Origin of the sequence: Planomonospora alba, assembly GCF_039534085.1 — a bacterium.
Classification (GTDB): domain Bacteria; phylum Actinomycetota; class Actinomycetes; order Streptosporangiales; family Streptosporangiaceae; genus Planomonospora_B; species Planomonospora_B alba.
In genome coordinates, this window is record NZ_BAAAUT010000014.1 from 79,678 (window position 1) to 103,727 (window position 24,050).

General features: G+C 74.7%; 18 protein-coding genes. 11 read left to right on the top strand and 7 right to left on the bottom strand.

What is annotated here, in order from left to right; genetic code table 11:
- Positions 1-20: 20 nt before the first annotated feature.
- On the top strand, positions 21-1,535 hold the full coding sequence (gene glpK, locus ABD823_RS10845) for a glycerol kinase GlpK (RefSeq protein ID WP_344858409.1): 1,515 nt from the start codon (positions 21-23) through the stop codon (positions 1,533-1,535).
- A gap of 57 nt (positions 1,536-1,592) precedes the next feature.
- Here glpK and ABD823_RS10850 read toward each other — a convergent pair whose 3' ends face one another.
- The 5 genes from ABD823_RS10850 to ABD823_RS10870 form a co-directional block, all read right to left on the bottom strand.
- The gene (locus tag ABD823_RS10850) at positions 1,593-2,951 is read right to left on the bottom strand and encodes a hypothetical protein (protein ID WP_344858411.1); all 1,359 of its coding nucleotides are present in this window, start codon (positions 2,949-2,951) and stop codon (positions 1,593-1,595) included.
- A 137-nt stretch (positions 2,952-3,088) separates the two neighbouring features.
- Complete coding sequence (locus ABD823_RS10855; protein WP_344858412.1) at positions 3,089-4,306, bottom strand: glycosyltransferase; 1,218 nt, start codon at positions 4,304-4,306, stop codon at positions 3,089-3,091.
- Between the two features lie 97 nt (positions 4,307-4,403).
- Positions 4,404-5,789: an MFS transporter gene (locus tag ABD823_RS10860; RefSeq protein ID WP_344858413.1), complete on the bottom strand. Its 1,386-nt coding sequence runs from the start codon at positions 5,787-5,789 to the stop codon at positions 4,404-4,406.
- Positions 5,786-9,319: an MMPL family transporter gene (locus tag ABD823_RS10865; protein WP_344858415.1), complete on the bottom strand. Its 3,534-nt coding sequence runs from the start codon at positions 9,317-9,319 to the stop codon at positions 5,786-5,788. Before ABD823_RS10865 ends, ABD823_RS10860 begins: the two co-directional genes overlap by 4 nt.
- The gene (locus ABD823_RS10870) at positions 9,319-11,151 is read right to left on the bottom strand and encodes a fatty acyl-AMP ligase (RefSeq protein ID WP_344858416.1); all 1,833 of its coding nucleotides are present in this window, start codon (positions 11,149-11,151) and stop codon (positions 9,319-9,321) included. Before ABD823_RS10870 ends, ABD823_RS10865 begins: the two co-directional genes overlap by 1 nt.
- Before the next feature lie 206 nt (positions 11,152-11,357).
- Here ABD823_RS10870 and ABD823_RS10875 point away from each other — a divergent pair, with 206 nt between their 5' ends.
- Positions 11,358-11,987 carry an IclR family transcriptional regulator gene (locus tag ABD823_RS10875; RefSeq protein WP_344858418.1) on the top strand — a complete coding sequence of 210 codons (630 nt, stop codon included), beginning with the start codon at positions 11,358-11,360 and terminating at the stop codon, positions 11,985-11,987.
- 73 nt (positions 11,988-12,060) lie between these two features.
- Here ABD823_RS10875 and ABD823_RS10880 read toward each other — a convergent pair whose 3' ends face one another.
- Both ABD823_RS10880 and erm read right to left on the bottom strand, forming a co-directional pair.
- The gene (locus tag ABD823_RS10880) at positions 12,061-12,447 is read right to left on the bottom strand and encodes a VOC family protein (protein ID WP_344858420.1); all 387 of its coding nucleotides are present in this window, start codon (positions 12,445-12,447) and stop codon (positions 12,061-12,063) included.
- A 167-nt stretch (positions 12,448-12,614) separates the two neighbouring features.
- On the bottom strand, positions 12,615-13,463 hold the full coding sequence (gene erm / locus ABD823_RS10885) for an ErmE/ErmH/ErmO/ErmR family 23S rRNA (adenine(2058)-N(6))-methyltransferase (protein WP_425566590.1): 849 nt from the start codon (positions 13,461-13,463) through the stop codon (positions 12,615-12,617).
- A 313-nt stretch (positions 13,464-13,776) separates the two neighbouring features.
- On the opposite strand from erm, the gene ABD823_RS10890 reads away from it, so the two are divergent.
- The 9 genes from ABD823_RS10890 (at position 13,777) to ABD823_RS10930 (ending at position 23,888) form a co-directional block, all read left to right on the top strand.
- On the top strand, positions 13,777-14,628 hold the full coding sequence (locus tag ABD823_RS10890) for an alpha/beta fold hydrolase (RefSeq protein ID WP_344858424.1): 852 nt from the start codon (positions 13,777-13,779) through the stop codon (positions 14,626-14,628).
- 169 nt (positions 14,629-14,797) lie between these two features.
- Positions 14,798-15,490 (top strand): hypothetical protein, encoded by a 693-nt coding sequence (locus tag ABD823_RS10895; RefSeq protein ID WP_344858425.1) that lies wholly within the window; start codon positions 14,798-14,800, stop codon positions 15,488-15,490.
- Between the two features lie 310 nt (positions 15,491-15,800).
- Positions 15,801-16,970: a homogentisate 1,2-dioxygenase gene (locus tag ABD823_RS10900; RefSeq protein ID WP_344858427.1), complete on the top strand. Its 1,170-nt coding sequence runs from the start codon at positions 15,801-15,803 to the stop codon at positions 16,968-16,970.
- Positions 16,967-17,755 (top strand): hypothetical protein, encoded by a 789-nt coding sequence (locus ABD823_RS10905; protein ID WP_344858428.1) that lies wholly within the window; start codon positions 16,967-16,969, stop codon positions 17,753-17,755. The genes ABD823_RS10900 and ABD823_RS10905 overlap by 4 nt, the downstream gene beginning before the upstream one ends.
- Positions 17,752-18,909 carry a fumarylacetoacetase gene (gene fahA, locus ABD823_RS10910; protein ID WP_344858430.1) on the top strand — a complete coding sequence of 386 codons (1,158 nt, stop codon included), beginning with the start codon at positions 17,752-17,754 and terminating at the stop codon, positions 18,907-18,909. Before ABD823_RS10905 ends, fahA begins: the two co-directional genes overlap by 4 nt.
- An 87-nt stretch (positions 18,910-18,996) precedes the next feature.
- Positions 18,997-20,211, top strand: coding sequence for a L,D-transpeptidase (locus tag ABD823_RS10915; protein WP_344858431.1), 1,215 nt, complete (start codon positions 18,997-18,999; stop codon positions 20,209-20,211).
- A gap of 119 nt (positions 20,212-20,330) precedes the next feature.
- Positions 20,331-20,765, top strand: coding sequence for an NfeD family protein (locus ABD823_RS10920; RefSeq protein WP_344858433.1), 435 nt, complete (start codon positions 20,331-20,333; stop codon positions 20,763-20,765).
- A 6-nt stretch (positions 20,766-20,771) separates the two neighbouring features.
- Positions 20,772-21,872: an SPFH domain-containing protein gene (locus ABD823_RS10925; protein ID WP_344858435.1), complete on the top strand. Its 1,101-nt coding sequence runs from the start codon at positions 20,772-20,774 to the stop codon at positions 21,870-21,872.
- 417 nt (positions 21,873-22,289) lie between these two features.
- A complete protein-coding gene (locus ABD823_RS10930) occupies positions 22,290-23,888 on the top strand; it encodes a cellulase family glycosylhydrolase (RefSeq protein ID WP_344858436.1) in 1,599 nt (532 codons plus the stop codon).
- The last annotated feature ends 162 nt before the right edge of the window (positions 23,889-24,050 follow it).

Below are 24,050 nucleotides of genomic sequence, written 5' to 3' on the forward strand. Positions count from 1 at the left end.
CCCCCCAGGCAGAGGACACCATGGTCACGCGTTATGTGATGTCCATCGATCAAGGCACGACCTCGACCCGGTGCATTCTCTTCGACCAGCGGGGACGGCTGGTCTCGGTGACCCAGCGCGAGCACCGCCAGCACTTCCCCCGCCCCGGCTGGGTCGAGCACGACGCCGTGCAGATCTGGCGGAACCTGGAGCGCATCGCGCCGCAGGCGCTCGTCCAGGCCGGCATCGGCCCGGAGCAGGTGGTCGCGATCGGCATCGCCAACCAGCGGGAGACCACGCTGCTGTGGGACCGGCGGACCGGTGTCCCGCTCGGCCGGGCCATCGTCTGGCAGGACACCCGGACCGACGCCCTGGTGGAGGAGTTCGCCGCCCGGCCCGACGCGCCGGGCGTGCAGGAACGCTGCGGCCTGCCGCTGGCCGCCTACTTCTCCGCGCCGCGCATCCGCTGGCTGCTCGACCACACGCCCGGGCTGCGCGAGCGCGCCGAACGGGGCGAGGTGCTGTTCGGGACGATGGAGAGCTGGCTCATCTGGAACCTCACCGGCGGGCCCGAGGGCGGCCTGCACGTCACCGACGTCACCAACGCCGGCCGTACGCTCCTGATGGACCTGGCCTCCCTGCGCTGGGATCCGTGGCTGCTCGACTTCTTCGGCGTGCCGCGGGCGATGCTGCCGGAGATCCGGCCCTCCGCCGAGCCGTACGGCACGGCCACCCGCGTGCTGCCCGGCGTGCGCATCACCGCCGCCCTCGGTGACCAGCAGGCGGCGCTGTTCGGCCAGACCTGCTTCTCCCCGGGCGAGGCCAAGTGCACCTACGGCACCGGCGGCTTCCTGCTGCTCAACACCGGGGCCGAACCGGTCCGCTCCGAGCACGGGCTGCTCACCACCGTCGGCTACCAGGTCGGGCGGGAGCGCGCGGTGTACGCGCTCGAGGGGCCGATCGCCGTCACCGGCGCCCTGGTGCAGTGGTTCCGCGACGGGCTGGGGCTGATCAACAGCGCCCCGGAGATCGAGACCCTCGCCCGGACCGTGGAGGACAACGGGGGCTGCTACATCGTGCCCGCGTTCGCCGGGCTGTTCGCCCCGCACTGGCGGAGCGAGGCCCGCGGCGTCATCGTCGGCCTGACCTCCTACATCACCAAGGGCCACCTCGCCCGCGCGGTCCTGGAGGCCACCGCGTGGCAGACCCGGGAGGTCGTCGACGCGATGAACGCCGACTCCGGGCTCGACCTGAAGACCCTCAAGGTCGACGGGGGCATGACCGCCGACAACCTGCTCATGCAGTTCATCGCCGACGTGCTGAACGCGCCGGTGGTGCGGCCCATGGTCGCCGAGACCGTCTCCCTGGGCGCCGCCTACGCGGCCGGGCTGGCGGTCGGCTACTGGCCGGATCTGGAGGGACTGCGCCGCAACTGGCACCGGGCCGCCCAGTGGCTGCCCGCCATGGAGCCCGGGCGCCGCGCCGCCGAGTACGACAACTGGCGGCGGGCGGTCGAGCGGGCGGTCGGCTGGGTCAGGCCGCGGGACCCCGCGTAGGGCCCGCGCGGGGATCCCGCGGGGCCGCCTACGGTCACCGGCCGGACCCGGGTCCCGTCAGGCCACGGTGAGGTAGACCTGGCCGAAGACCTCGGCGATCCTCTTCAGGTCGGCGGCAGCGTCCGTCCCGGGCGCGGCCGGGTCGTAGACGGCGGCCATCCGGCGCTGGAGCGGGCTGAGCTTCTTCAGCGCGTCCCAGGCCGTCAGGTGCTTGACGCCGCCCTGGGCGTCCTGCAGGCGCGTCCAGAGGTTGACCTGCTGGGCGCCGCCGTCCCGGAGCGGGGCGGCGACCCGCTCGGCGACCTCCTCGGCGGCGACCTCGCCGACGAGCCCGGTCTCCTCGGCGGCGATCTGAGCCAGCACGTCCCAGGCGCGGGCGCGCAGCTGGATCGACTGGTTGCGCTGCGCGGTGCCCGCGTCGATCCGCCAGGCGGTGTAGCCGCCGCGCAGCAGGCCGCCGTCCAGGGTGAGCTGGTCGACGGCGCCGGTGCTCAGGTAGGACTCGATCCGCTCGGGGGCCAGCAGCGGGTACCGCCGGGCCATCTCCGTCTTGCACTCCTCGACGGCGCCGCAGGCGAACTCCGGCACGACCGTGTGCACGCCGAGCTGCTTGCCGGGGGCGGCCTGGCGCAGCGCGGCGGAGGCCGCGGCCACAAAGGCCGTGATCTCCTCGTGCGTGGTGAACGTCGTGTCGTAGCCGAGCTGGGTGGAGAAGCGGATCCCGGCCACCTCCGGCCGCGCGGCCAGCGCGCCGATCCGCTTGACCGCGGCGGCGAAGGCCTCCTCGCCCGCCTTCCAGTCGTCGGCCAGCTCGGTGTCGAGCCAGACGCGCAGGCCGGTGCCCTTCGCCGTGGTGACGGCCCGGCCCGCGGGGGTCTGCGCGGCCGCCGCGACCTCCTCCGCCGTGGCCGGCCGCGCCGTACCGCTCCGCGCCGCGGTGGTCTGCGCCGCCACCGTCGTGCGGGCTCCGGTGCCGGTCTCGGAGCCGTTGTCCGTGCCGTCCCCGCCCTGGTCGTGCCCGTCGACCGCGCACCGGTCGCCGCCCGTCTCGCACTCGGGCGCGCCGCCGTCCTCGGCGTCCTCCGGCAGCGGGGAGTTCTCGTCGCCCTCGGCGCCGCCGTCCGGCGGCGTCGGGCAGGAGCTGCCGGGCGCCGAGCAGTCGATGAACTGCCCGGGGTACGGCGTCGCCTCCTTGAGGTTGGCGTTGTCGTTCGCCCCCCAGAACAGGGCGACGCCCAGCGCCTCGTCCGGGGTGGCCAGCCAGTGGCACTGGACGTACGCCGGGGCGTCCGCCGTCAGCAGGTCACGGCAGCTGCGCGGATCGTCCTGGGCGTAGGCGGCCGCCGCGGGAGCCACGGCACCGAGCAGAGCGAGCATCGAACCGGCGGCGACGGTCCGCCGCAACCTGAGTCGCATGTCGTGAAACTCCCTGATCTGTCCGGCGAGAAGATCTCCCCGCACCTTACCGAGATCACCCCTCCCCGAACAGCTTCCGGACAGGTTCCGTCAGGAAAGGCCGGGGACCGGACCCGGCGGCCCCGCTCCGGACCCGCTCACGCGCCCAGGATGTCGCAGGCCCGCGCGACCCCGTCCTCGGACCGCAGCCGCTCCCCCAGCCGGGCCGCCGCCCCGCGCATCCCCGCGTCCCGCAGCGCGGCGGCCGCCCGGCCGGCCAGCGCACCCGCGGTGAGCCGCCGCGCCGGCGGCGGCGCCGGCCCGGCCCCCAGCAGCGCCACCCGGGCACCCCAGAACGGCTGGTCGGAGAAGAACGGGCAGACCACCGACGGCACCCCCGCCCGCAGTCCCGCCGCGGTCGTCCCGGCGCCCCCGTGGTGCACCACCGCCGCCGTCCGGGGGAACAGCCACCCGTGGTCCGCCTCGCCGATCACGAGCATGTCGTCCGCCCCGCCGTACGGCAGGCCCTGGAGCACCCCCCGCGCCCCGGCCGCCCGCAGCGCCGCCACCACCGTCCCCGCCGTCGCGGCCGGGTCGGCGGGGGCCATGCTGCCGAAGCCCACGTAGACCGGGGGCGGCCCCGCCGCCAGGAACGCCTCCAGCTCCGGCGGCGGGCTCCAGGCCCGCTCGGCGAACCAGTAGCCGGTCAGGTGGACGTGGGCGGGCCAGTCGGCCGGGCGTCCGACGACCGCCCGGCTCACCCCGCACAGCACCGGCACCCGCTCGGCCCGCGCCCGCCGGAACGGGTCGCCCCGCATCGGCCCGAGCCCGAGGACCCGCCCGCGCAACCGGTCCACCATCCGGCCCAGCAGCACCCGGCTCAGCCCCTCCACCAGCGCGTAACTGGCCCGGTTGCCCCACGGGCCCAGCGTGCGCAGCGGGACCAGCGGGTTGGGGAAGTCCCGGGTCGGTTCGCCCGGCTGGAAGTGCAGCAGCGCGTACGGCATGCCGTACCGCTCCGACAGGTGCCGCCCGAACCAGCCCAGCGCCGGGGCCAGGACCAGGTCCGCCCCGGCGCAGGCCGCGTCCACCTCGGCGGCGAGCCGCTCGGCGAGCGGCTCCACGACCCGGCGGAAGCCCCGGACGAACCCGGCCGGGCCGCTCCGCAGCCACGCCTGCCCCTCCTCGGACTCCACGATCCGTTCCGGGTCCACGCTGAGCGGGCTCGTCGGCAGCCCGGCCTCCCCGACCAGGGCGCCGTACCGCTCCGCCGCGACCACCGTCACCCGGTGCCCGCGCGCGGCGAGCCCGGCCCCGAGCGCCGCGCACGGCTGGGTGTCGCCCCGCGAGCCGAACGCCAGGATCGCGACCTTCATCCGGGCCTCCGCGCCAGGCGTGGACGGACCGGTCCCGGCAGGCGGGGACGGGCCGGCGTCGCCGGGCGGAGGCGGACCGGCGTCGGCGGGCGGGGCGTCACCGGAGCGTCACCAGGCTGACGACGGCTCCGGCGGAGACCAGCGCGGCGGCGGTCAGCAGGCCGGCCGAGTAGCCCGCGGTGAAGCTCGCGGAGCCGTTGACGATCACCCCGACGACCGCGATGCCGAACAGGCCCGACGTCTCCCGCGCGACGCTGAACACGCCGCCCGCGACGCCCGCCCGGTCCTCGGGCACGGCGCCCAGGACGGCGGAGCCGAGCGGCATGGTCAGCGCCGAGCCGATCCCGATCACGCACACGGCGGGCAGCAGCTCGGCCCAGCCGTCGCCCGGCCGCAGGAACGCCACCGCGACCATGCCGCCCGCCACCAGCACCAGTCCGAGCGCGACCGTGCGGGCCGCGCCGATCCGCCGCTCGGCGAGCGGGACCAGCGGCGTGACCACGGCGACCAGCAGCGCCAGCGGCACGAAGGCGAGCCCCGAGGCGGTGGGGCTGAAGCCCAGCACCTCCTGCAGGAACAGCGCGGTGAAGAAGAACACCCCGTTGACGCCGAGTCCCCAGAGCACCTGCGCGATCACCCCGCCGGTGAAGGCCCGCGCCCGGAACAGCGCCAGGTCCACCATCGGGTCCCGGCCCAGCCGCTCCACGGCGGCGAAGACCCCGGCCGCGACCGCGCTCATCGCGAGGGACGCCACGATCACCGGCGAGGTCCAGCCCAGCTCCGCGGCGAAGGTCAGCCCGAACGTGCCCGCCGAGAGCACGACGACCGAGGCGGCGACCCCCGGCACGTCCACCCGGGCGGCGCCCTCGTCGCGGGACTCGGGTACGGCGAGCAGCGCGAGCGCGATGCACAGCACGCCGAGGGGCACGTTGAGCAGGAAGATCCAGCTCCAGTGGGTGTGCTGGGTGAGGTAGCCGCCGACGACCGGGCCGAGCGCGAGCGCCCCCGCCCCCGAGGCCATCCAGACGGCGACGCCGGCCGAGCGCTCCCGGCCGCCGCCCGCCACCGCGACCACGGCCAGCATGGCGGGCAGGACCAGCGCGGCCCCGCAGCCCTGGACGAGGCGGGCCGCGACGAGCGCACCGGCCGAGGTGGCCGCTCCGGCGGCGAGCGAGGCCGCGGTGAAGACCGCGAGCCCGGTGACGAGGATCCGGCGGCGGCCGTAGACGTCGGCCAGCCGGCCTCCGGCGAGCATCAGACCGGAGAAGGTGAGGACGTATCCGGTGACGATCCACTCCAGCGCCGCCAGGGAGGCGTTCAGCTCGGTCCTGAGGGTGGGCAGGGCGACCGTGACGACCGTGTTGTCCAGGGTCGTCACGAACCCGGCCAGGCCGATAACCAGGAGCAGCAGCCCGCGCCCGGCGCGCCCGGCCGCCCCGCCGGGACCGGTGCCCTCGGCGGGCCGGGCGGCGAGCCCGCTCATCCGTCCACCTCGGCCCAGGTCCAGCCCGAGCCGTCCGGGGTGGGGCGCACCACCCGCGTCACCCGACGCCCGAGGGGGATCCATCCTCCGGGCCGCTCCCGCATCCATGCCTGCTCCTCCTGCGGCGTCCACCGCCCGCCGGCGGGCCGGGACGCGGGCTCGGGCCGCGGTGCCGGTCGGGGCGCAGGTGGCGGTCCGGGTTCCACCTCGTCCGCCGGGTCCGGCCCGGGCCGCGCACGCCCGTTGATCGGCACGACCGGTTCGCCGTCCTGCCGCCGCGGCGGCGGCTCCAGCCGGTCGATGAGGTGAGGGCTGAGCACCGGGGTGCTCCGGGCGTGAGGCGCGGGTTCCCTCCGGGTGGACGGCGCCGGTCCCGGCGGCACGGGAGCCGCAGGCTCCGGCCGCCCCGGCTCCCGCCGCCCCGGCTCCGGCCGCCCCGGCTCCCGTCGTCCCGGCGGCACCGGATCCGGCGATGCGAAGGGCACCGGCCCGGGCGGCGGCACCGGCTCCGGCGGCACCGGTTCGGGGCGCGGCGGCACGAAGGGCGTGACGGTCTCCGGCATCGGACGGGCCGGGGAGCGCGCCGGAGGCCGCTGGGCGGAGGCGCCCACGGCCTCCTCGACGGTCAGCAGGGGCTGCGGCGGCGAGGGGACCGCTCCCTCCTCCGCCCAGTGCCAGCCGGGACCGTCCGGGTTGGGCTTGACGACCTTCCTGCTGCGCTGCGCCGGTCCCGCGGGAGCGGTCCCGCGCCCGGCCTGCGCGGCGGCCGGAGAAGGAGCCGCCGCGGAAGGAGCGGCCGCGGCCGGTCCGGCGAGGGGGAGCGGTGGCAGCGGGTAGGGGTTCGACCTGTGCTGCCGGGGCCGGGACGCCGGCGCACCGGACGGCGTGCCCGGGCCGGCGGGCGGTGTCACCGGGGACGGCGGTGTCACCGGGGGCGGAGCCGGAGGCCCGGCGGTGTGCGGCGGGGAGGCCGCGCGAGCCCCACCGGTCACCGGGGACGCGGAGGGCGGAGGAGGTGCGGGAGGCGCGGGAGGCGCGGCCGCCGCGGGAGCGGTGGTCCGCCGGTCCGGCGGCGGGGCGATCGCCCGGCGCCGGGCGGCGAGGGCCCGCTGCCCGGCGCCGGCCGGTTCCGTGGCCGGTCCGGTGAGCGCGGCCGGTCCGGTGAGCGCGGCCGCGGCGGAACCGGCGACCGCGCCGGCGACGGGACCGGCGGTGGAGCCGGCAGTGAAGCCGGCGGTGGGCCAGTCCTCCCGCTCCACCGTCACGTACGTGGGAGGCAGCCCGTGCAGACCGCGGCCGCGGCCGTCCTCGCGGAACTCGATCCGCCGGTGCAGGCCGCGCAGGAAGTGCGGCATCCACCAGTTGGCGTCCCCCATCAGCCGCATCGTCGCGGGCACCAGCAGCGCCCGCACCAGGGTCGCGTCCACCACGATGGCGACGAACATCCCGACGCCGAGCATCTTCACCAGCGTGATCCCCGCCGTGGAGAAGGCCCCGATGACCACCAGCAGCAGCAGCGCGGCACTGGTGATCAGCCCGCCGGTCCGCTCCAGGCCGGCCGCCACGGCCCCGGTGTTGTCCCCGGTCCGCAGCCACTCCGCCCGCACCCGGCTGAGCAGGAACAGCTCGTAGTCCATCGAGAGGCCGAACACCACCGCCAGGATCAGCACGGTGATCGTCGCCTCGACGGTCCCGGTCGGGGTGAAGCCGAGGACGCCGGCCAGGTTCCCGTCCTGGAAGGCCCAGACGATCACGCCGAAGGACGCGCCCAGCGACATGACGTTCATCAGGATCGCCTTGACCGGCAGCACCACCGACCCGAACGCGGCGAACAGCAGCACGCCCGTCACCAGGCAGACCACGAGCGCGGTCCACGGCAGGGTCCCCGCCAGGCTGGCCTGGAGGTCGAGCTGGGCGGCCGTGGCCCCGCCGACGACCACGTCCTGGACGTTCGGTTCGGGCGCCATGGCCCGGATCCGCTCGACCAGCGCGCGGGCCCCGTCCGACATCGGGTCCCCGTCGTGGCGGACCGCCAGCCGTACGGCGCCGCCGGCCTGGGAGACCCCCGTGACGTCGACCCCGGTGACGTGGTCGAGCTCCGCCAGCCGGTCGGCGAAGACCTTCACGTCCAGCGGGCCGACCTCGGTGACCGGGATGGGCCCGGAGTTCTCCACCCCGACCGGTCCCGGGCGCCCGCCCACCTCCGAGGGCAGCGCCCCCGGCACCGCGGCGGTCATCGGCCCGACCAGGTCGCGCTCGACGAGCACGATGACCTCGATGGGCGACAGGGCGTTCCTGGCGAAGTCCCGGTCGATCCGCTCGGCGACCTGGCGGCTCTCGAAGTGCTCGGGCAGCACCCGGTGGTCCACGCCGCCGAACCGCACGTGCAGGAACGGCGCGGCCAGCGCGGACAGCAGCACGCCGACCCCGACCAGGTAGACGACGGGGCGCCGCATCACGCTGGAGGCGATCGCGTGCCAGGTCCCGCCGCGCCGCCCGCCGAAGTCCGGCATCACGTCGAGCGCGTCGACCCTGCGCCCGAGCACGGCCAGCAGCGCGGGCAGCACGACCAGCGCCGCCGCCATCGCGACCAGCACCACCGCGGCCGCGCCCAGCCCGATCGAGCGCAGGAACATCTGCGGGAACAGCAGCAGCCCGCAGAGCGCGGTGGCCACGGTCAGCCCGGAGAAGGCGACGGTCCGCCCGGCCGTCGCGATGGTCCGCACCACGGCCGCCTCCGCGGGCGCCCCCCGGCGGATCTCCTCCCGGAAGGCGCCGAGCACGAAGAGCGAGTAGTCGACGGCCAGGCCGAGGCCGAGCATCGTGACGACGTTCAGCGAGAAGACGGAGACGTCGGTGACCTCGGTGAGCAGCCGCAGCAGCGCGAGCGCGCCGAGCACCGACAGCAGGCCGACGACGAGCGGGAGCCCGGCGGCCACGAGGCTGCCGAAGACGACGACGAGCAGGACGAGCAGGACCGGCATCGAGATCATCTCGGCCTGCCGCAGGTCCTCGGCGGTCTGCGTGTTGAGGTCCGCCAGGAGCGGGACCTCGCCGCCGATCCGGACGGCGTATCCGGCGGGGGCGCTGCGGAGCGCGCCCTTGATCTCCTCGTAGCGGCGCTGCTTGTCCCGCTCCTCGCCGCGCAGGCCGACCATCGCGTAGGTGGAGTGCCCGTCCGCGGAGACGAGCTCCTTGGCCCCGGTCTCCCAGTAGGTGACCACCTCGGCGACGTGCTCGGCGGGCAGCGCGTCCAGCGCGGCCCGCACGTCCCGCTCGAACCGCTCGTCCGCGGCCTCGACGCGCGGGTTCGTGTAGAGCACGACCACGTCGGGCGAGCTGCCGCCGAACCACTCCCGGCTCCAGCGCGCGGCCGCGGTCGACTCCGCGTCCGGGTCCTCGAACCCGCCGTCCGCCATCCGGCCGAACAGGCTCGTGCCGAAGATCCCGGCCAGGACCGCGAAGGCCGTCCCGAGCGCCAGGATGGACCAGCGCCCGCGGTAGACGATCCGCCCCAGCGTCTCGAACATCAGGCGCCGGCGTCCCCGGATCCGGATCCGGCGCCGGTGCCCCCGGCGGGCCCGTCCGACCGGCCGGGCGGCGGAGAGGGCGGCGGGCCGGACGGCGGAGAAGACGGCGCGGACCCGGACGCGGAGGCCGTGAAGGCCCCGTCCAGGTAGGCCCGGGCGCACGCGCGGCGCGCGATCTTCCCGCTCGACGTGCGGGGTACGGCGCCCGCCTCGACCAGCACGAACTCGTGCAGCCGCAGGTCGTGGCGCCTCGCCACGGCGGCCCGGGCGTTGGCCGCGATCTCGGCCGGGTCGCGCCCCTCCGCCCTGCGCGACCGCTCGGCGACCACCACCAGCCGCTCGGTCTCCTCACCGGGCACCGCGAACGCCGCCACGTGGTCCCGGCGGACGGCGGGGTCGGCCTCCTGGACGGTGGCCTCCACATCCTGCGGATAGTGGTTGCGCCCGTCGACGATGATCAGGTCCTTGATCCGCCCGGTGACGTAGAGCTCTCCTTCGTGGACCACGCCCAGGTCGCCGGTGCGCAGCCAGGTCCCGTCCTCGCCCGCCAGCACGCCGCCGAAGACCTCGGCGCTGCGCTCCTCGTCGCGCCAGTAGGCCCGCGCCACGTTCGGCCCCTGGATCCAGATCTCGCCGACCTCGCCGTCGGGCCTGGCCGTGCCGTCCGGGCCGACGATCCTGACGCGCTGCCCGGTCGGCGTCCCGCAGGAGACCAGCTCGGCTGCCTCCTTCCCGTCCGCGGCGGCGACCGGTACGGCGCGGCCCGCGGCCAGCGCCTCCCGGTCGAACGGCGTGGTCCGCGCGGGCAGGTCCCGGTCCATCGCGGTGACGAACACCGTCGCCTCCGCCAGGCCGTACCCCGGGGTGTGCGCCTCGGGGCGGAGCCCGCAGGAGGCGAACGCCTCCGAGAAGTGGCGGACGGTGCCCGCCCGCAGCGGCTCGGCCCCGTTGAGCATGACCACCACCCCGGACAGGTCGAGCGCGGCCTTCTCCTCCTCGGTGACGCGGCTGGCGGTGTACTCGTAGGCGAAGTTGGGGCCGCCGGTGAACACGTCGTCGAACTCGCTGAGCATGCGCAGCCACCGGACCGGGTGCATGACGAACGCCACCGGGTCCATGAAGACCGACCGGTTGCCGCCGACGATCGGCGCGGCGACGGTCGCGATCAGGCCCATGTCGTGGAAGAGCGGCAGCCACAGCGCCGCCGTGGAGACGCGGGGCGTGGCGCGGAAGGCCGTCCAGAGCTGCTCGGCGTTGGCGGTGACGTTGCCGTGGCTGATCTCGACCCCGGCGGGGGCGCGGGTGGAACCGGAGGTGTACTGCAGGTAGGCCAGGTCGGCGGCGCCGATCGGCTCGGGCTCCCACTCGTCGGCGAGCAGGTCGGAGACGGTGTCGACGGTGACGATCTGCTTGGGGCGCGGCACGGACTCCCCGCCGTGCCCGTCGAGGAACGCCCGGACGGCCTCCAGCGCGGGGACCGTGGTGAGCACGCAGACCGGGTCGGCGTCGGCGTAGGCCCGGACCAGCCGGTCCGCGTGGCCGGGCAGGTCCGGCGCGAACAGCGGCACCGCGACCACTCTCGCGTACAGCGCGCCGAGCATCGCGACGACGTACTCCAGTCCCTGCGGAGCCAGGATCGCCGCCCGCTCCCCGGGCTGCGCGACCTCGCGCAGCCGTACGGCCGCCGCCCTGGCCTTGCGGTCCACCGCGGACCAGGAGAGCGTGTGCCGGACCCCGTCGCGGCCGGCCGAGTAGTCCAGGAAGGTGTACGCCGGGGCGTCCGGGATCTCGCTCGCCCACCGCGCGACACGGGCGATCAACGGCTCGCTCATGGTCGAAGGTCCCCTCGCCGGAGTGCAGGGACCTAGCAAGCTACGGCAGGCATGACACGCGATTCTTGCCAAACCCCCGCACATTCCCCCGTGCCGGTTGTTACCGGCATGACAACCCGCCACCGCCCTTCCCTGGCCCGGTGTCGGGAGCGGGGTCCGGCCACCGTGATAATCGAGGACATGTCTCCTATCCGGCGGGCGGGCTGATGGCCGAGTCCTCGCAGACCCTGGAACGCGGCCTGCGCCTGCTCCGCCTGCTCGCCGGCGAGCTGAGGGGGCGCACCCCGACCGAGATCGCGGCCGAGCTGGAGCTGAGCCGCCCCGCGGTCTACCGCCTGCTGACCAGCCTGCAGCGGGAGGGCTTCGTCCGCCGCGATGGCGACGGCCGCGTCCACTTGGGCTTCGGCGTGCTCGTCCTAGCGCGGGCCGTGCAGCCGCTGCTGCGCGAGGGCGCCCTGCCGACCCTGCGCAGGCTCGCCGAGGAGGTCGGCGCCACCGCCCACCTCACCGTGGCCGAGGGCGACGACGCCCTGGCGGTCGCGGTGGTCGAGCCGTCCTGGACGGACATGCACGTCGCCTACCGGGAGGGCTCCCGGCATCCTCTCGACCGGGGCGCGGCGGGCCGGGCCATCCTGGCGCTGCGCCGGGGCGAGACCGGCTACGTCGCCTCCGAGGGCCAGCTCCAGGAGGGCGCGCACGGGATCGCCGCCCCCGTCCCCGGCCTGCCCTGGCTGGAGGCCTCCGTGGGCGTGATCGCCTTCACCCCGTTCGACCCCGGCGCGGTCGGCCCCCGCGTCGTCACCGCCGCCACCGCCCTGGCCCACGCCTTGGCCTGATCCCGCTTCACGCAGCCGGTAACATCCCGGGCTCCGCAGCCGGGAACCGGGTCGTGTCCGCCACTCGCCGATCTCAGCCGAACGGTTCGACGAACTCCAGGCGGTTGCCGTGGCAGTCCTCGCTGTGGAAGCGGCGCATGCCGGGGACGTCGTCGGCGAAGGTCACCGGGTATCCCGCGTCCGCCAGGCGGCGGGCCCAGCCGTCGAGGTCGCGGACCAGGATGCCGGGGTGAGCCTTGCGCGCCGGGCGGAAGTCGTCCTCGACACCGAGGTGCAGCTCGAAGCCGTCACCCCGGAACCAGCAGCCGGCGCGCGCGGCGAGCGCCGGAGGCTTGGGGATCTCGGTGAACCCGAGCACACCCCCATAGAACTCCCGCGAGGCGTCCTCGCTCCCGGGCGGGCAGGCCAGCTGGACATGGTGCAGCATCCCGGCCTCCATCCATATCTTGACGTCAATCATCTTGATATCAAGATATAGACGGCAGGTCAACGGATGATCGTTCTCCGGGAAGTGCACGGTCTCGGCGGTCTCAGGAGGTGCGCTTCCCGGAAAAGGATCTATGCGGCCCCGGCTCCGGACACCGGACCGTACGGCCGGGGCCGTGTGGTGCGGCCCCGGCCGGACGGTCACCCGTGCAGATGCTCGTAGAGGACCCGCCAGCGGTCGGGGTGGACGTGGGCGACGACCGTGCCCGGGTCGACGCCCGCTGCGGTGAAGGCCGCCTCGACCCGATCCGCCGGGTACCGCAGCCGCAGGGTGGCGTGCAGACAGCCGCCCAGCCCGGTGAAGCCGTACTCGACGAAGTCCCGGTAACCGGGCAGGCCGGGTCCGGCGGTCTCCCGGGGCCCGGCCGTCCCGGGCACCGCCTCGCCGGGAACAGCACGCCCCGGCGTCGCCGCCCGGCGCTCGATCCGCAGGATCGCGGAGTCGACCGCCGGGACGGGCCGGAACGCCTCGCGGCCGATGCGGCCGGCCAGTTCCCAGCGGTACCAGGGCCACGTCAGCACGGTCAGCATGCTCCAGCGGCCGAAGTCGCCGGTGCGCTTGCGCGCGTACTCCAGTTGCGTCACCAGGGTGGCCGAGGTGAGCGCGGGCGCCCGCAGGCACCAGTCGACGATCTTCGAGGTGATCGCGTAGGGGATGTTCCCGGCCACCGCGAACGGCTCGCGCGGCGCGCGGGCGGCCAGGAAGTCCCCGCGGACGACGCGGACGCGCCCGCCGCCCGAGGTCCGGGCGGCCAGCTTCCCGGCGAGCAGCGGGTCGATCTCGTAGCCGACGACCTGGCCGCAGGTGCGGGCGAGCGCCCGGGTCAGCACGCCTTCCCCGGCGCCCGGCTCCAGGACCAGGTCATGACGGCCGGTGGCCGCCACGACCAGGGCGACGGCCTCGGGATCGGCCAGGAAGTTCTGCGACAGGACGCGCCGGTCCCGGTCGCGGGCCGTGCGGCCGCCGGTGCGGCCGGAGCCGCCGCGGATCTTGCGCTGGGTGTGTGAATGGTTTCCGTGTGCGAAGGACTGCGCCACAGTGATGCCCTTTCGGGGTCCGAGAGGAATGAGGTCTCGGCAGGCCCCGGGGCACGCGCAGGAAGAAGCGGTCCGCCTTCCTACCGGCCCGGAGCCGGGCTGCGGCGGATGCGGATGAAGAAGACCGGCCCATGGCACGAAGCAGACATGCGGCCCACGCTAGGCGGCGCGCACCCGACGCACAAACGGTTTTCCGGCCCCGCGACGCGGTGCGCCGGAGGCGAACGCCCGGTTCGAGCGAGATGTCCCGCACTAGATTGCGAACATGGGCGTGATCGACTGCAACGGGGTACGGCTGGCCTTCGACGAGGCCGGGCGGGGACCGGCCGTGGTGTTCGTGCATGCGGCGATCGCCGACCGGCGGATGTGGGAGCACCAGTTCCGGGCGCTGGCCGCGGGCCATCGGGTGATCCGCTACGACTGGCGCGGCTACGGCGGGTCCGGCGACGCCGAGGGGGACTTCGCCCACCACGAGGACCTGCTGGCGCTGCTGGACGCGCTGGAGGTGGAGCGGGCCGTGCTGGTCGGCTGCTCGATGGGCGGCGCGTACGCGGTGGAGGCCGCCCTGGCCGCCCCGGACCGGGTGGCCGGGCTGGTGCCGATCGCCTCCGGCCTGACCGGGCACGCGTGGCCGCCGGAGATGGTCGCGCAGGCCCGCGAGCGCGTGCACACCGCCGTCCCCGCCGACCGGCTGGCCCGCTACCGCGCGAAGGAGGTCCCGGTCGACCCCGCCGACGCCGCGGCGATGGCCCGGGCCCAGGTGCTCTGGCAGGTCGCCGGTCCCGGGCGCGGCCGGGAGGATCTCGCCCCCGAGGTCTGGGAGGCGGCCGTGGAGATGTGCCGGGGCGCGTTCACCCGGCTCTGGAGCGGCCCGCCCGCCACCGAGCGGCACCTCGACCCGCCGGCGAAGGGCCGCCTGGGCGAGGTGCGGGCGCCGACGCTGGTGGTCAACGGCCTGGCCGACGTGCCGGGCATCCAGGAGGTGGCAGACCTGCTGACCGGCGGCATCCCGGGGGCCCGCCGCCTCGACCTGCCGGACACCGGCCACCTGCCGCCGCTGGAGCGCCCGCACGAGGTCACCGCCGCCCTGCGGGACTTCCTCGCCACCCTGCGCTGACACCGGGACCCGCGGGGAACGGGACCGGCCGGGAAGCGGCCCGCAGCCGGCGTCTCCCGGCCGGTCCCGGTGTCGGCCTCCGGACGCGGCACCCTATGGGTCATCGCGGAATCCGTGATCCGGACAACCGGGTCAACCCCGATGGGCCGCGGTCGAGTAGGAAGGAGGCATGACACCGGAGCGGGCGCGCACGCCGTGGTGGGCCGTGGGCATCACCGTGCGGGTCGTGCTGCTCGCGCCCCTGCTCTGGGGCGCGCTGATCTCCGCGCTGAGCGCGTTCCCGGCCGACCGCACCCTGGAGGAGTTCCGCGTCGCGGCCGGGGCCGGCCGGGTCACCCACGCCGCCTACCGGGAGCAGGACGGTGACGTCTTCCACCTGACGTGGTCGGAGGGGCCGCTGGCCTGGCGCGAGGTCCAGGGCCTGCCGGTGGGCGACGGCCCCGCGGTCTACCCGGTCGCGCGGCTCCACCGCGACCTCGGCGGGAGCCCGTCGGTGTTCCCGGAGCGGGAGGGCGAGCCGGACGGCGGGGGCTTCCTGCCCGACTGGCCGTTCGACGTCCCCGGCCGCGCCGGCGGGTGGATCGGCGCGGCGTGGGTGGCGGCCTTCCTCGTCATGCTCGGCTCGACGCCCCGGCTGGGCAACCGCTGGGCGTGGTTCTGGCTGTTCACCGTCGGCCAGGTCGGCGCGCTCCTGTTCCTGGCGCTCGAACCCCGGCCGATCTGGTTCGGCCCGGACCGGGAGCCCGCGCCGCGCAAGCGCTGGGACGGCGGGACGGGCTGCCTGTTCTCCATCGGCCTGGCCCTCGCCGCCGTGGCCGCCTCGGTCGCCCTCGGCCGCCTGGCGGGCCTCGTCCTCGGCTGACCGGCCGGGGACCTCGGGCGACCGGCCGGGGGCGGCCCGCAGGTCACCGGGGGACTCCGGTCCCGGCCCGTGGCGGACGCCCCTCCCGCCGACCGGGTCCTCGCCGCAGCGTACGGCCCGCCGTCCCCGCTCCACGATCCCGGTCCACGATCCCGGACGGTGTCGGACCGCCGCTGCGGCGCGCGGGCCGGCCCGCGGGGGAACCCGTCACGCGCCCGTGGGGAGGTTTGACATCCCCGGCGCGGTGGCGGAAGGTTGTTCGTATAGAGGACACATACGTCCGATAAACGGACAATCTTGGGAGAAGCGCATGCCGTACTACCGCGTCGTGGGGGAGGTACCCCGCAAACGGCACGTTCAGTTCCGGCGGCCCGACGGCGGGCTGTACGCCGAGGAACTCATGGGCGAGGAGGGGTTCTCCAGTGACTCCTCGCTCCTCTACCACCGCCACCTCCCCACGGCGATCATCAAGGCCGAGGCCGTCGAGCCGTCCGAGGCGGCCGTCCTGACGCCCAACCTGCCGCTCTCCCCCCGCCACTTCCGCACCCAGGACCTGCCGGACGGCGGCGACCTGGTCACCGGCCGCGCCCTGCTGGCAGGCAACGCCGACGTCCGCCTGTCCTACGCCGCGACCGAGGCGCCCAGCGGCCTGTACCGCAACTCCATGGGCGACGAGTGCGTCTACATCGCCGGCGGCCGGGTGACCTTCGAGTCGACCTACGGCGCGCTGGAGGCCGGCGAGGGCGACTACGTGGTCGTGCCGACCGGCACCATCCACCGCTGGGTGCCCCGCGGCCGGGTGACCGCCCTGGTCGTCGAGGCCGCCGGGCACATCCGCCCGCCCAAGCGCTACCTGTCGAAGTACGGCCAGTTCCTGGAGCACGCGCCCTACTGCGAGCGCGACCTGCGCGCCCCGTCCGAGCCTCTGACCGCCGAGGGCGAGGAGGTGCCGGTGCTGGTCCGCACGCGCGGCGGGCTGACCCGGCTGGTCTACCGCAACCACCCCTTCGACGTGGTCGGCTGGGACGGCTGCCTGTACCCCTACGCGTTCAACATCAACGACTTCGAGCCGATCGTGAAGGGCATCCACGCCCCGCCCCCGGTCCACCAGACCTTCGAGGGCCCGAACTTCGTGATCTGCTCCTTCTGCCCCCGGCCGCTGGACTTCCACCCGGAGGCCGTGCCCATCCCGTACAACCACCACAACGTCGACTCCGACGAGCTGATGTTCTACGCCGGCGGCGACTACAGCGCGCGCCGCGGTTCCGGCATCGACGTCGGCTCGGTCTCGCTGCACCCGGCCGGGTTCACCCACGGCCCGCAGCCCGGCGCGGTCGAGGCCGTGCTGGAAGCCGTACGGCAGGGGCACACCCGCACCAGCGAGCTGGCCGTCATGATCGACACCTTCCGCCCGCTCGACCTCGGCCCCGCCGCCCTGTCGGTCGAGGACCCCGCCTACGCCTGGACGTGGTCGCGATGAGGCTCTTCCACGACCTCGTCGACGACGCCGGCCTCTTCCCGCCCACCGCGCTGCCGATGGACGAGGCCCTGGCCCGGCACCGGGCCGACCTGGAGCAGGGCGGCCCGGTGCTCACCCACCGCTTCCTGTGCCCGTCCAGCCGCCTGCCGGTGCTCCGCGTCCACCTGGCGGATGAGGGCTTCCCGCTCCGGCTCGGGCTGATCCTCGACACCGAGGAGCTGCCGCCGCTCGACGGCTTGGACGTCGAGCTGGTCGAGATGCCGGGCGCGCCGTTCGAGACGGCCTCCGGACGCCTCGAACTGCCGGACGGGCCCCCGCTGGAGGTCAAGGCCCGCCAGTTCGTCGAGGTCACCGCGGCCCAGCTCCCCGTCCACCTGCCCGAGGGCGTCGGGTTGAAGATCCGGTGCGGCGGGAGCGAGCCGGAGTCCTTCCCCAGCGCCCACGACCTGGGCGCCTTCGTCTCCTTCTGCGTCCGCCAGGGTGTCCCGTTCAAGGCCACGGCCGGGCTGCACCACGCGGTCCGGCACTTCGACCCGGCGCTCGGGGTCGACCGGCACGGCTTCGTCAACCTCGTCCTGGCGGTCTGCGCGGCGGTCGAGGGGCGCGACCCGGTCCCGGTGCTGAAGCTGACGGACGTGGGCGAGCTGGTACGGCGGGCGCGCGCCGTACCGGAGGAGACCGCCCGGCGCGCCCGGGAGCTGCTGGTCTCCTACGGCTCGTGCAACACCGCCACCCCCGTCGAGGACCTGCGGGCCCTCGGCCTGATCGACGAGGAGGACGCGTGACATCGGCGGGCGCCTGGGGCCTCGACCACCTGCCCTACGGGGTCTTCTCCCGGACCGACCGGATCGGCGACGGCACCCCCCGGGTCGGCGTCCGGTACGGCGACCGCGTACTCGACCTCACCGAGGCGCTGCACGACGAGGTGTTCGCCACCGGCTCGCTCAACGCCTTCCTGGCCCGGGGGGCGACCGCCTGGCGCGACACCCGGGAGCTGATCCGGCGCAAGCTGAGCACCGACCCGGTCGCGGTCGAGCCCCACCTGATCCCGCTCGACCGCGTCACGCTGCACCTGCCGTTCGAGGTCGCCGACTACGTCGACTTCTACTGCTCGCTGGAGCACGCCTCGAACCTCGGCCGGATGTTCCGCCCGGACGAGGAGCCGCTGAAGCCGAACTGGCGGCACCTGCCGGTCGGCTACCACGGCCGGGCCGGGACCGTCGTCGTCTCCGGGACCCCGGTGGTCCGCCCGTCGGGGCAGCGCGGCGCCGGGGTCTTCGGCCCCTCGGTGAAGCTGGACATCGAGGCGGAACTCGGCTTCGTCGTGGGCGGCCCGACCGCGCCGGGTGAGCGGCCGGGCGCCTTCGCCGACCACGTCTTCGGGGTGACGCTCGTCAACGACTGGAGCGCCCGCGACATCCAGGCATGGGAGTACGTACCGCTCGGTCCCTTTCTCGGTAAATCCTTCGCCACCTCGATCTCTCCGTGGATCACCCCGCTGGAGGCGCTGGCCGCCGCGCGCGTGCCGGGCCGGGCGCAGGATCCCGAGCCGCTGGACTACCTGCGGCGCGACGGGGACTGGGGGCTCGACCTGACCCTGGAGGTCCGGCTCAACGGCGAGGTGGTCTCCCGCCCGCCGTACCGGGAGATGTACTGGACGCCCGACCAGATGCTCGCCCACATGGCCGTCAACGGCGCCTGCCTGCGGGTCGGCGACCTGTTCGCCAGCGGTACGGTCTCCGGCCCCGAGCCCGGCCAGCGGGGCTCGCTGATCGAGCTGACCTGGAACGGCGCCGAGCCGCTCAAGCTCTCCGACGGGTCGGTCCGCACCTTCCTGGAGGACGGCGACACGGTGGTGATCAGCGCGACCGCGCCGGGCCCGGACGGAGGTGTGATCACCCTCGGCGAGGTGTCGGGAACCATCCTGCCTGCCCGGTAGGACCGTGTTGTGACTCGGCGTGCCGGAGGCGCCACGGAGCGCTAACCTTGGCAGCCGACCACTCACGGACTCCGAAGGCAGGGAGCGATGCGGCGCGCCTCGGGACTTCTCCCGACCATCCTCTTCGTCCTCCTCGCGGTGGGCTGCACCTGGCTCACGACCGGTGACGGCCCCCCCGCGGGGAGGGCGACGGCGCCCGCCATCACGATCGACCCGGCGCCCGGCTCCCGGCAGGCGCCGACCGGCCGGGGGCTGACCGTGCGCACCTCCGCGGGCACGCTGACCGGGGTGGCCGCCTACGCGGGCGGCGCCCCGGTGCCGGGCCGCTTCGACGCCGGCCGGACCGTCTGGCGCTCCGAGCACGCCCTGGCGCCCGGCGAGGAGTACGCGGTGAGCGTCACCGCGACGGGCCCCGGCGGCGCCAGGGCGAGCACCGCCGGCACCTTCCGCACGTTCACCCCGGAGAAGACCTTCACGATCACCTCCGTCACCCCCTCCCCCGGTGAGACGGTCGGCGTCGGCATGCCGATCATCGTCGACTTCGACACCCCGGTGAAGGACAAGGCGTCGGTCGAGCGGGCGCTGACCGTGCGCACCGGCACGCCGGTCGAGGGCGCCTGGCACTGGGCGGGCGACACCCGGGTGATCTACCGGCCCCGCCACTACTGGCCGTCCGGGCTGAAGGTCGACTTCGTCGCCCGCCTGTCCGGGGTCCGCGCCGCCAAGGACGTCTACGGCACCGCCGACCGCGGCGTGCGGTTCACCGTCGGGCGCAGGCAGACCAGCACCATCGACACCCGGACCCACCGGATGACGGTCGAGCGCGGCGGGAAGGTCGTCCAGCGCATGGCCATCAGCGCCGGCATGGCGACCACCAGGGAGTACACCACGACGAGCGGCGTCCACCTGACCATGGACAAGGCCAACCCGGTCCGCATGATCTCGCCGAACCGCCGCAAGGGCGACCCGGGCTACTACGACGTCATGATCGACCACGCCGTGCGCATCTCGAACAGCGGCGAGTACATCCACGCCAAGGACAACGTCTGGGCCCAGGGCCGGGTGAACGTCAGCCACGGGTGCGTCAACGCCCGCCCCGACCAGGCGAAGTGGTTCTACGAGAACTCCCTGCGCGGCGACCCGGTGGTCATCCGCGGCACCGACCGCGAGCTGGAGTGGGACAACGGCTGGGGCTACTGGCAGCTGTCCTGGGCCGAGTGGCTGGCCGGCAGCGCCCTCCACGACGACCTCGTGCGCGACGCCGGCGACGGCCGGGGAGACAACCTCCGGCGCGACCTCTGACGGCCCGCCCTCCGGCGGCCCGCCGTACCGGCTCCTGACACACCCGGCGACCGCGGCATACGGTGGAATCCGGGAACTCACCGGGCGTCGAAGCCGTTGGCGGGGCAGGAGGGCCGGACATGGAGGACTGGGTCATCTGGTTGGTTCTCGCGGTGGTGCTGGGCGTCGCCGAGATCTTCACCCTGACCACCGCCCTCGGCCTGCTCGGCGGGGCCGCCCTGGTCGCCGGCCTCGCCGCCCTGATCGGCCTCCCGGTCCCGCTCCAGCTGATCGTCTTCGCCGGCGCCCTCGGCGCCGGCGTGGCCGTGGTCCGGCCCATCGCCAAGCGGCACCTCAGGCCGCTCCCGCCCGGTCAGCGGTTCGGCGTGCAGGCCCTCATCGGGAAGACCGCCTACGTGACGAGCGAGGTGACCGGCCGGGGCGGCCGGATCCGGATCGGCGGCGAGGAGTGGTCGGCGCGGGCCTACGACGAGACGCTGGTGATCCCGGCCGGGGCGGCCGTCGACGTCATGGAGATCGAGGGCGCGACCGCGCTCGTGTACCCGAGGGAGTGACCCCATATGGATCCAGCACTGGTCGCCGGCGTGCTCGTCGTCCTGTTCGCGGTGTTCACCGTCCTGAAGTCGGTGCGGATCGTGCCGCAGGCGCGGGCCAGGAACGTCGAGCGGCTCGGCCGCTACCACCGGACGCTGCAGCCCGGCCTGAACTTCGTCATCCCGTACATCGACCGGGTCTACCCGGTGCTCGACCTGCGTGAGCAGGTCGTCTCGTTCCGGCCGCAGCCGGTGATCACCGAGGACAACCTCGTCGTCGAGATCGACACGGTCCTGTACTTCCAGATCACCGACCCGCGCGCGGCGGCCTACGAGATCGCCAACTACATCCAGGCGATCGAGCAGCTCACCGTCACCACGCTGCGCAACGTCATCGGCTCGATGGACCTGGAGAAGACCCTCACCTCCCGCGACACGATCAACAGCCAGCTCCGCGGCGTGCTGGACGAGGCCACCGGCAAGTGGGGCATCCGGGTCAACCGGGTCGAGATCAAGGCCATCGACCCGCCGCAGACCATCAAGGACGCGATGGAGAAGCAGATGCGCGCCGAGCGGGACAAGCGCGCCGCCATCCTCACCGCCGAGGGCCAGCGCCAGTCGCAGATCCTCACCGCCGAGGGCGACAAGCAGAGCGCCATCCTGCGGGCCGAGGGCGAGCGCAGCGCCGCGATCCTCAGGGCGCAGGGCCAGTCGCAGGCCATCGACGAGGTCTTCCAGGCCGTGCACCGCAACGACCCCGATCCCAAGCTCCTGGCCTACCAGTACCTCCAGGTGCTGCCGGAGCTGGCCAAGGGCGAGGGCAACACCTTCTGGGTCATCCCCGGCGAGGTCACCTCCGCCCTGCAGAACGTCTCACGGGCCTTCACCGAGTCGCTGCCCCGCTCCGCCGCCACCCGCGAGGCCCCGCGGCACGACCGGGAGGCGGCGCAGGAGGCCGCCCAGGCCCAGCGGGCCGCCGCCGAGGCGGTCGCGGAGGCCGCCGACGCCGACCCCACCACCGGTGGGCCCCGCCAGCTCGGCCCCGGGCCGGTCACCCCGGACGCGCTGGCCCACCTGAGCGAGGAGCACGCCCCCCGGCAGGAACAGCCCCGCCGCGACACCCCCTGACCTGCCCCGTCCTTCCCGCGCGACCCGGCCGCCGCACGGACCGGCCCCCGCCCGCCGTGCGGCGGTCCTGTTCCGCCCGCCGTACGGCTCCGGCCTTCCGCCTCCGCCGGGTCCGCCGGGGCGCGTCCGAAATGAAAGTTTCATACGCCCGGTACGGCCGCCGGCCGTACCGGGCGGTGGCGAACGCGCAGGGAGAAGAGGGGATGCGACGGGTTCCCGGCCCCCTGCGGCACCGAACGGTCATAAACGCCCGATGTGGCACATGACGCGCGAGCTGCTAGAAATCCCCCGGGCTCCGTGATCTCGGCAGGTCGCCGACGGCCGGGGCCCGCCGTCCGTCCCATGAGGAGCCGAGCGCCGCCGACCACGCGCGGCCCCTCCTCACCCGGGCTGAACAGAACACGAAAGGCCACCGTCGTGAAACCTCTCGCGCGTCCGCGCCGCGGATTCCTGAGGATCGGCGCCACCGTCGCGCTCGCGCTGGGCTCGCTGTCGGCCATGCCGGCCGGCAGCGCCACGGCCGCCGCCGCAGGCTGCGCGGTCACCTACACCACCAGCAGCTGGCCGGGCGGATTCAGCGCCAACATCACCGTCAAGAACCTCGGCAGCGCCATCGACGGCTGGAAGCTGCGATTCTCCTTCCCGAGCACCGGCCAGAAGGTCGGCAACGGCTGGTCGGCGGTCTACGACCAGAAGGGCACCGACGTCACCGCGAGCAGCGTCGGCTACAACAAGTCGCTGGCCACCGGCGCCTCGGCGCAGATCGGGTTCATCGGCAGCACGACCGGCGGCAACCCGATCCCGACGACGTTCACCCTCAACGGCGTCACCTGCAACGACACCGCCACCCGGCCGCCCGCGCCGCCGACCGCCACCCCGACGCCCACCCCCACCCGCACGGCCACGGCCGCGCCGACGCCGACCGCGACCCGCACGGCCACCGCCACCCCCGCGCCGACCCGCACGGCCACCGCCGCCCCGACGCCCACGGCGACCCGCACGGCCACTCCGACGCCCACGCCGACCGCGACCCGCACGGTGACGCCCACGCCGACCCCCACGAAGGCCCCGGCCACCGGCACGCCCGTCGCGATCAACGGCAAGCTGCGCGTCTGCGGCGTCAAGCTGTGCAACCGGTACAACCGCCCGATCCAGCTGCGCGGCATGAGCACCCACGGCATCCAGTGGTTCCCCAAGTGCTACACCGACGCCTCGCTGAACGCGCTGGCCGACGACTGGAAGGCCGACCTCTTCCGGATCTCCATGTACGTGCAGGAGGGCGGGTACGAGACCGACCCGGCCGCCTTCACCGAGCAGGTGAACAAGTACGTCGACATGGCCACCGCGCGCGGCCTGTACGCGATCATCGACTTCCACACGCTGACGCCGGGCGACCCCAACCACAACCTGGCCCGCGCGAAGACCTTCTTCGCCTCGGTCGCCGCCCGCAACGCGGACAAGGACAACGTCATCTACGAGATCGCCAACGAGCCCAACGGGGTGAGCTGGGCGTCGATCAAGAGCTACGCCGAGCAGGTCATCCCGGTGATCCGCGCGGCGGACCCGGACGCCGTGGTCATCGTCGGCACCCGGGCGTGGTCGTCACTGGGCGTCTCGGAGGGCTCCAACGAGACCGAGATCGTCAACAACCCGGTCGACGCCGACAACATCATGTACGCCTTCCACTTCTACGCCGCCTCGCACAAGGACGACTACCGGGCCGTGGTGAGCCGGGCCGCGGCGAAGCTGCCGCTGTTCGTCTCCGAGTTCGGCACCGTGACCGCCAGCGGAAACGGCCAGGTCGACCTCGCCAGCACCGCCGCCTGGCTCGACATGCTGGACCAGCTGAAGATCGGCTACGCCAACTGGACCTACTCCGACGCCCCCGAGAGCAGCGCCGCCTTCAAGCCGGGCACCTGCGCGGGCGGCACCTTCGCGGGCACCGGGGTGCTCAACCCGTCGGGCGTCTACATCCGCGACCGCATCCGCACCGCGGACGACTTCCCGACGAGCTGACCCTTCCCGCACCGGCCGGCCCCCTTCCCCACCGGCCGGTCCGGCCCACCGGGCCGACCCGCAGAAGAAGGCCCCTCCCGCGCGCCGGGAGGGGCCTTCCGCCGTTCAGGCTGGGCCCGCCCGCTGTTCCCGGCCGCACCCGCCCGCTGTTCCCGGCCGCAC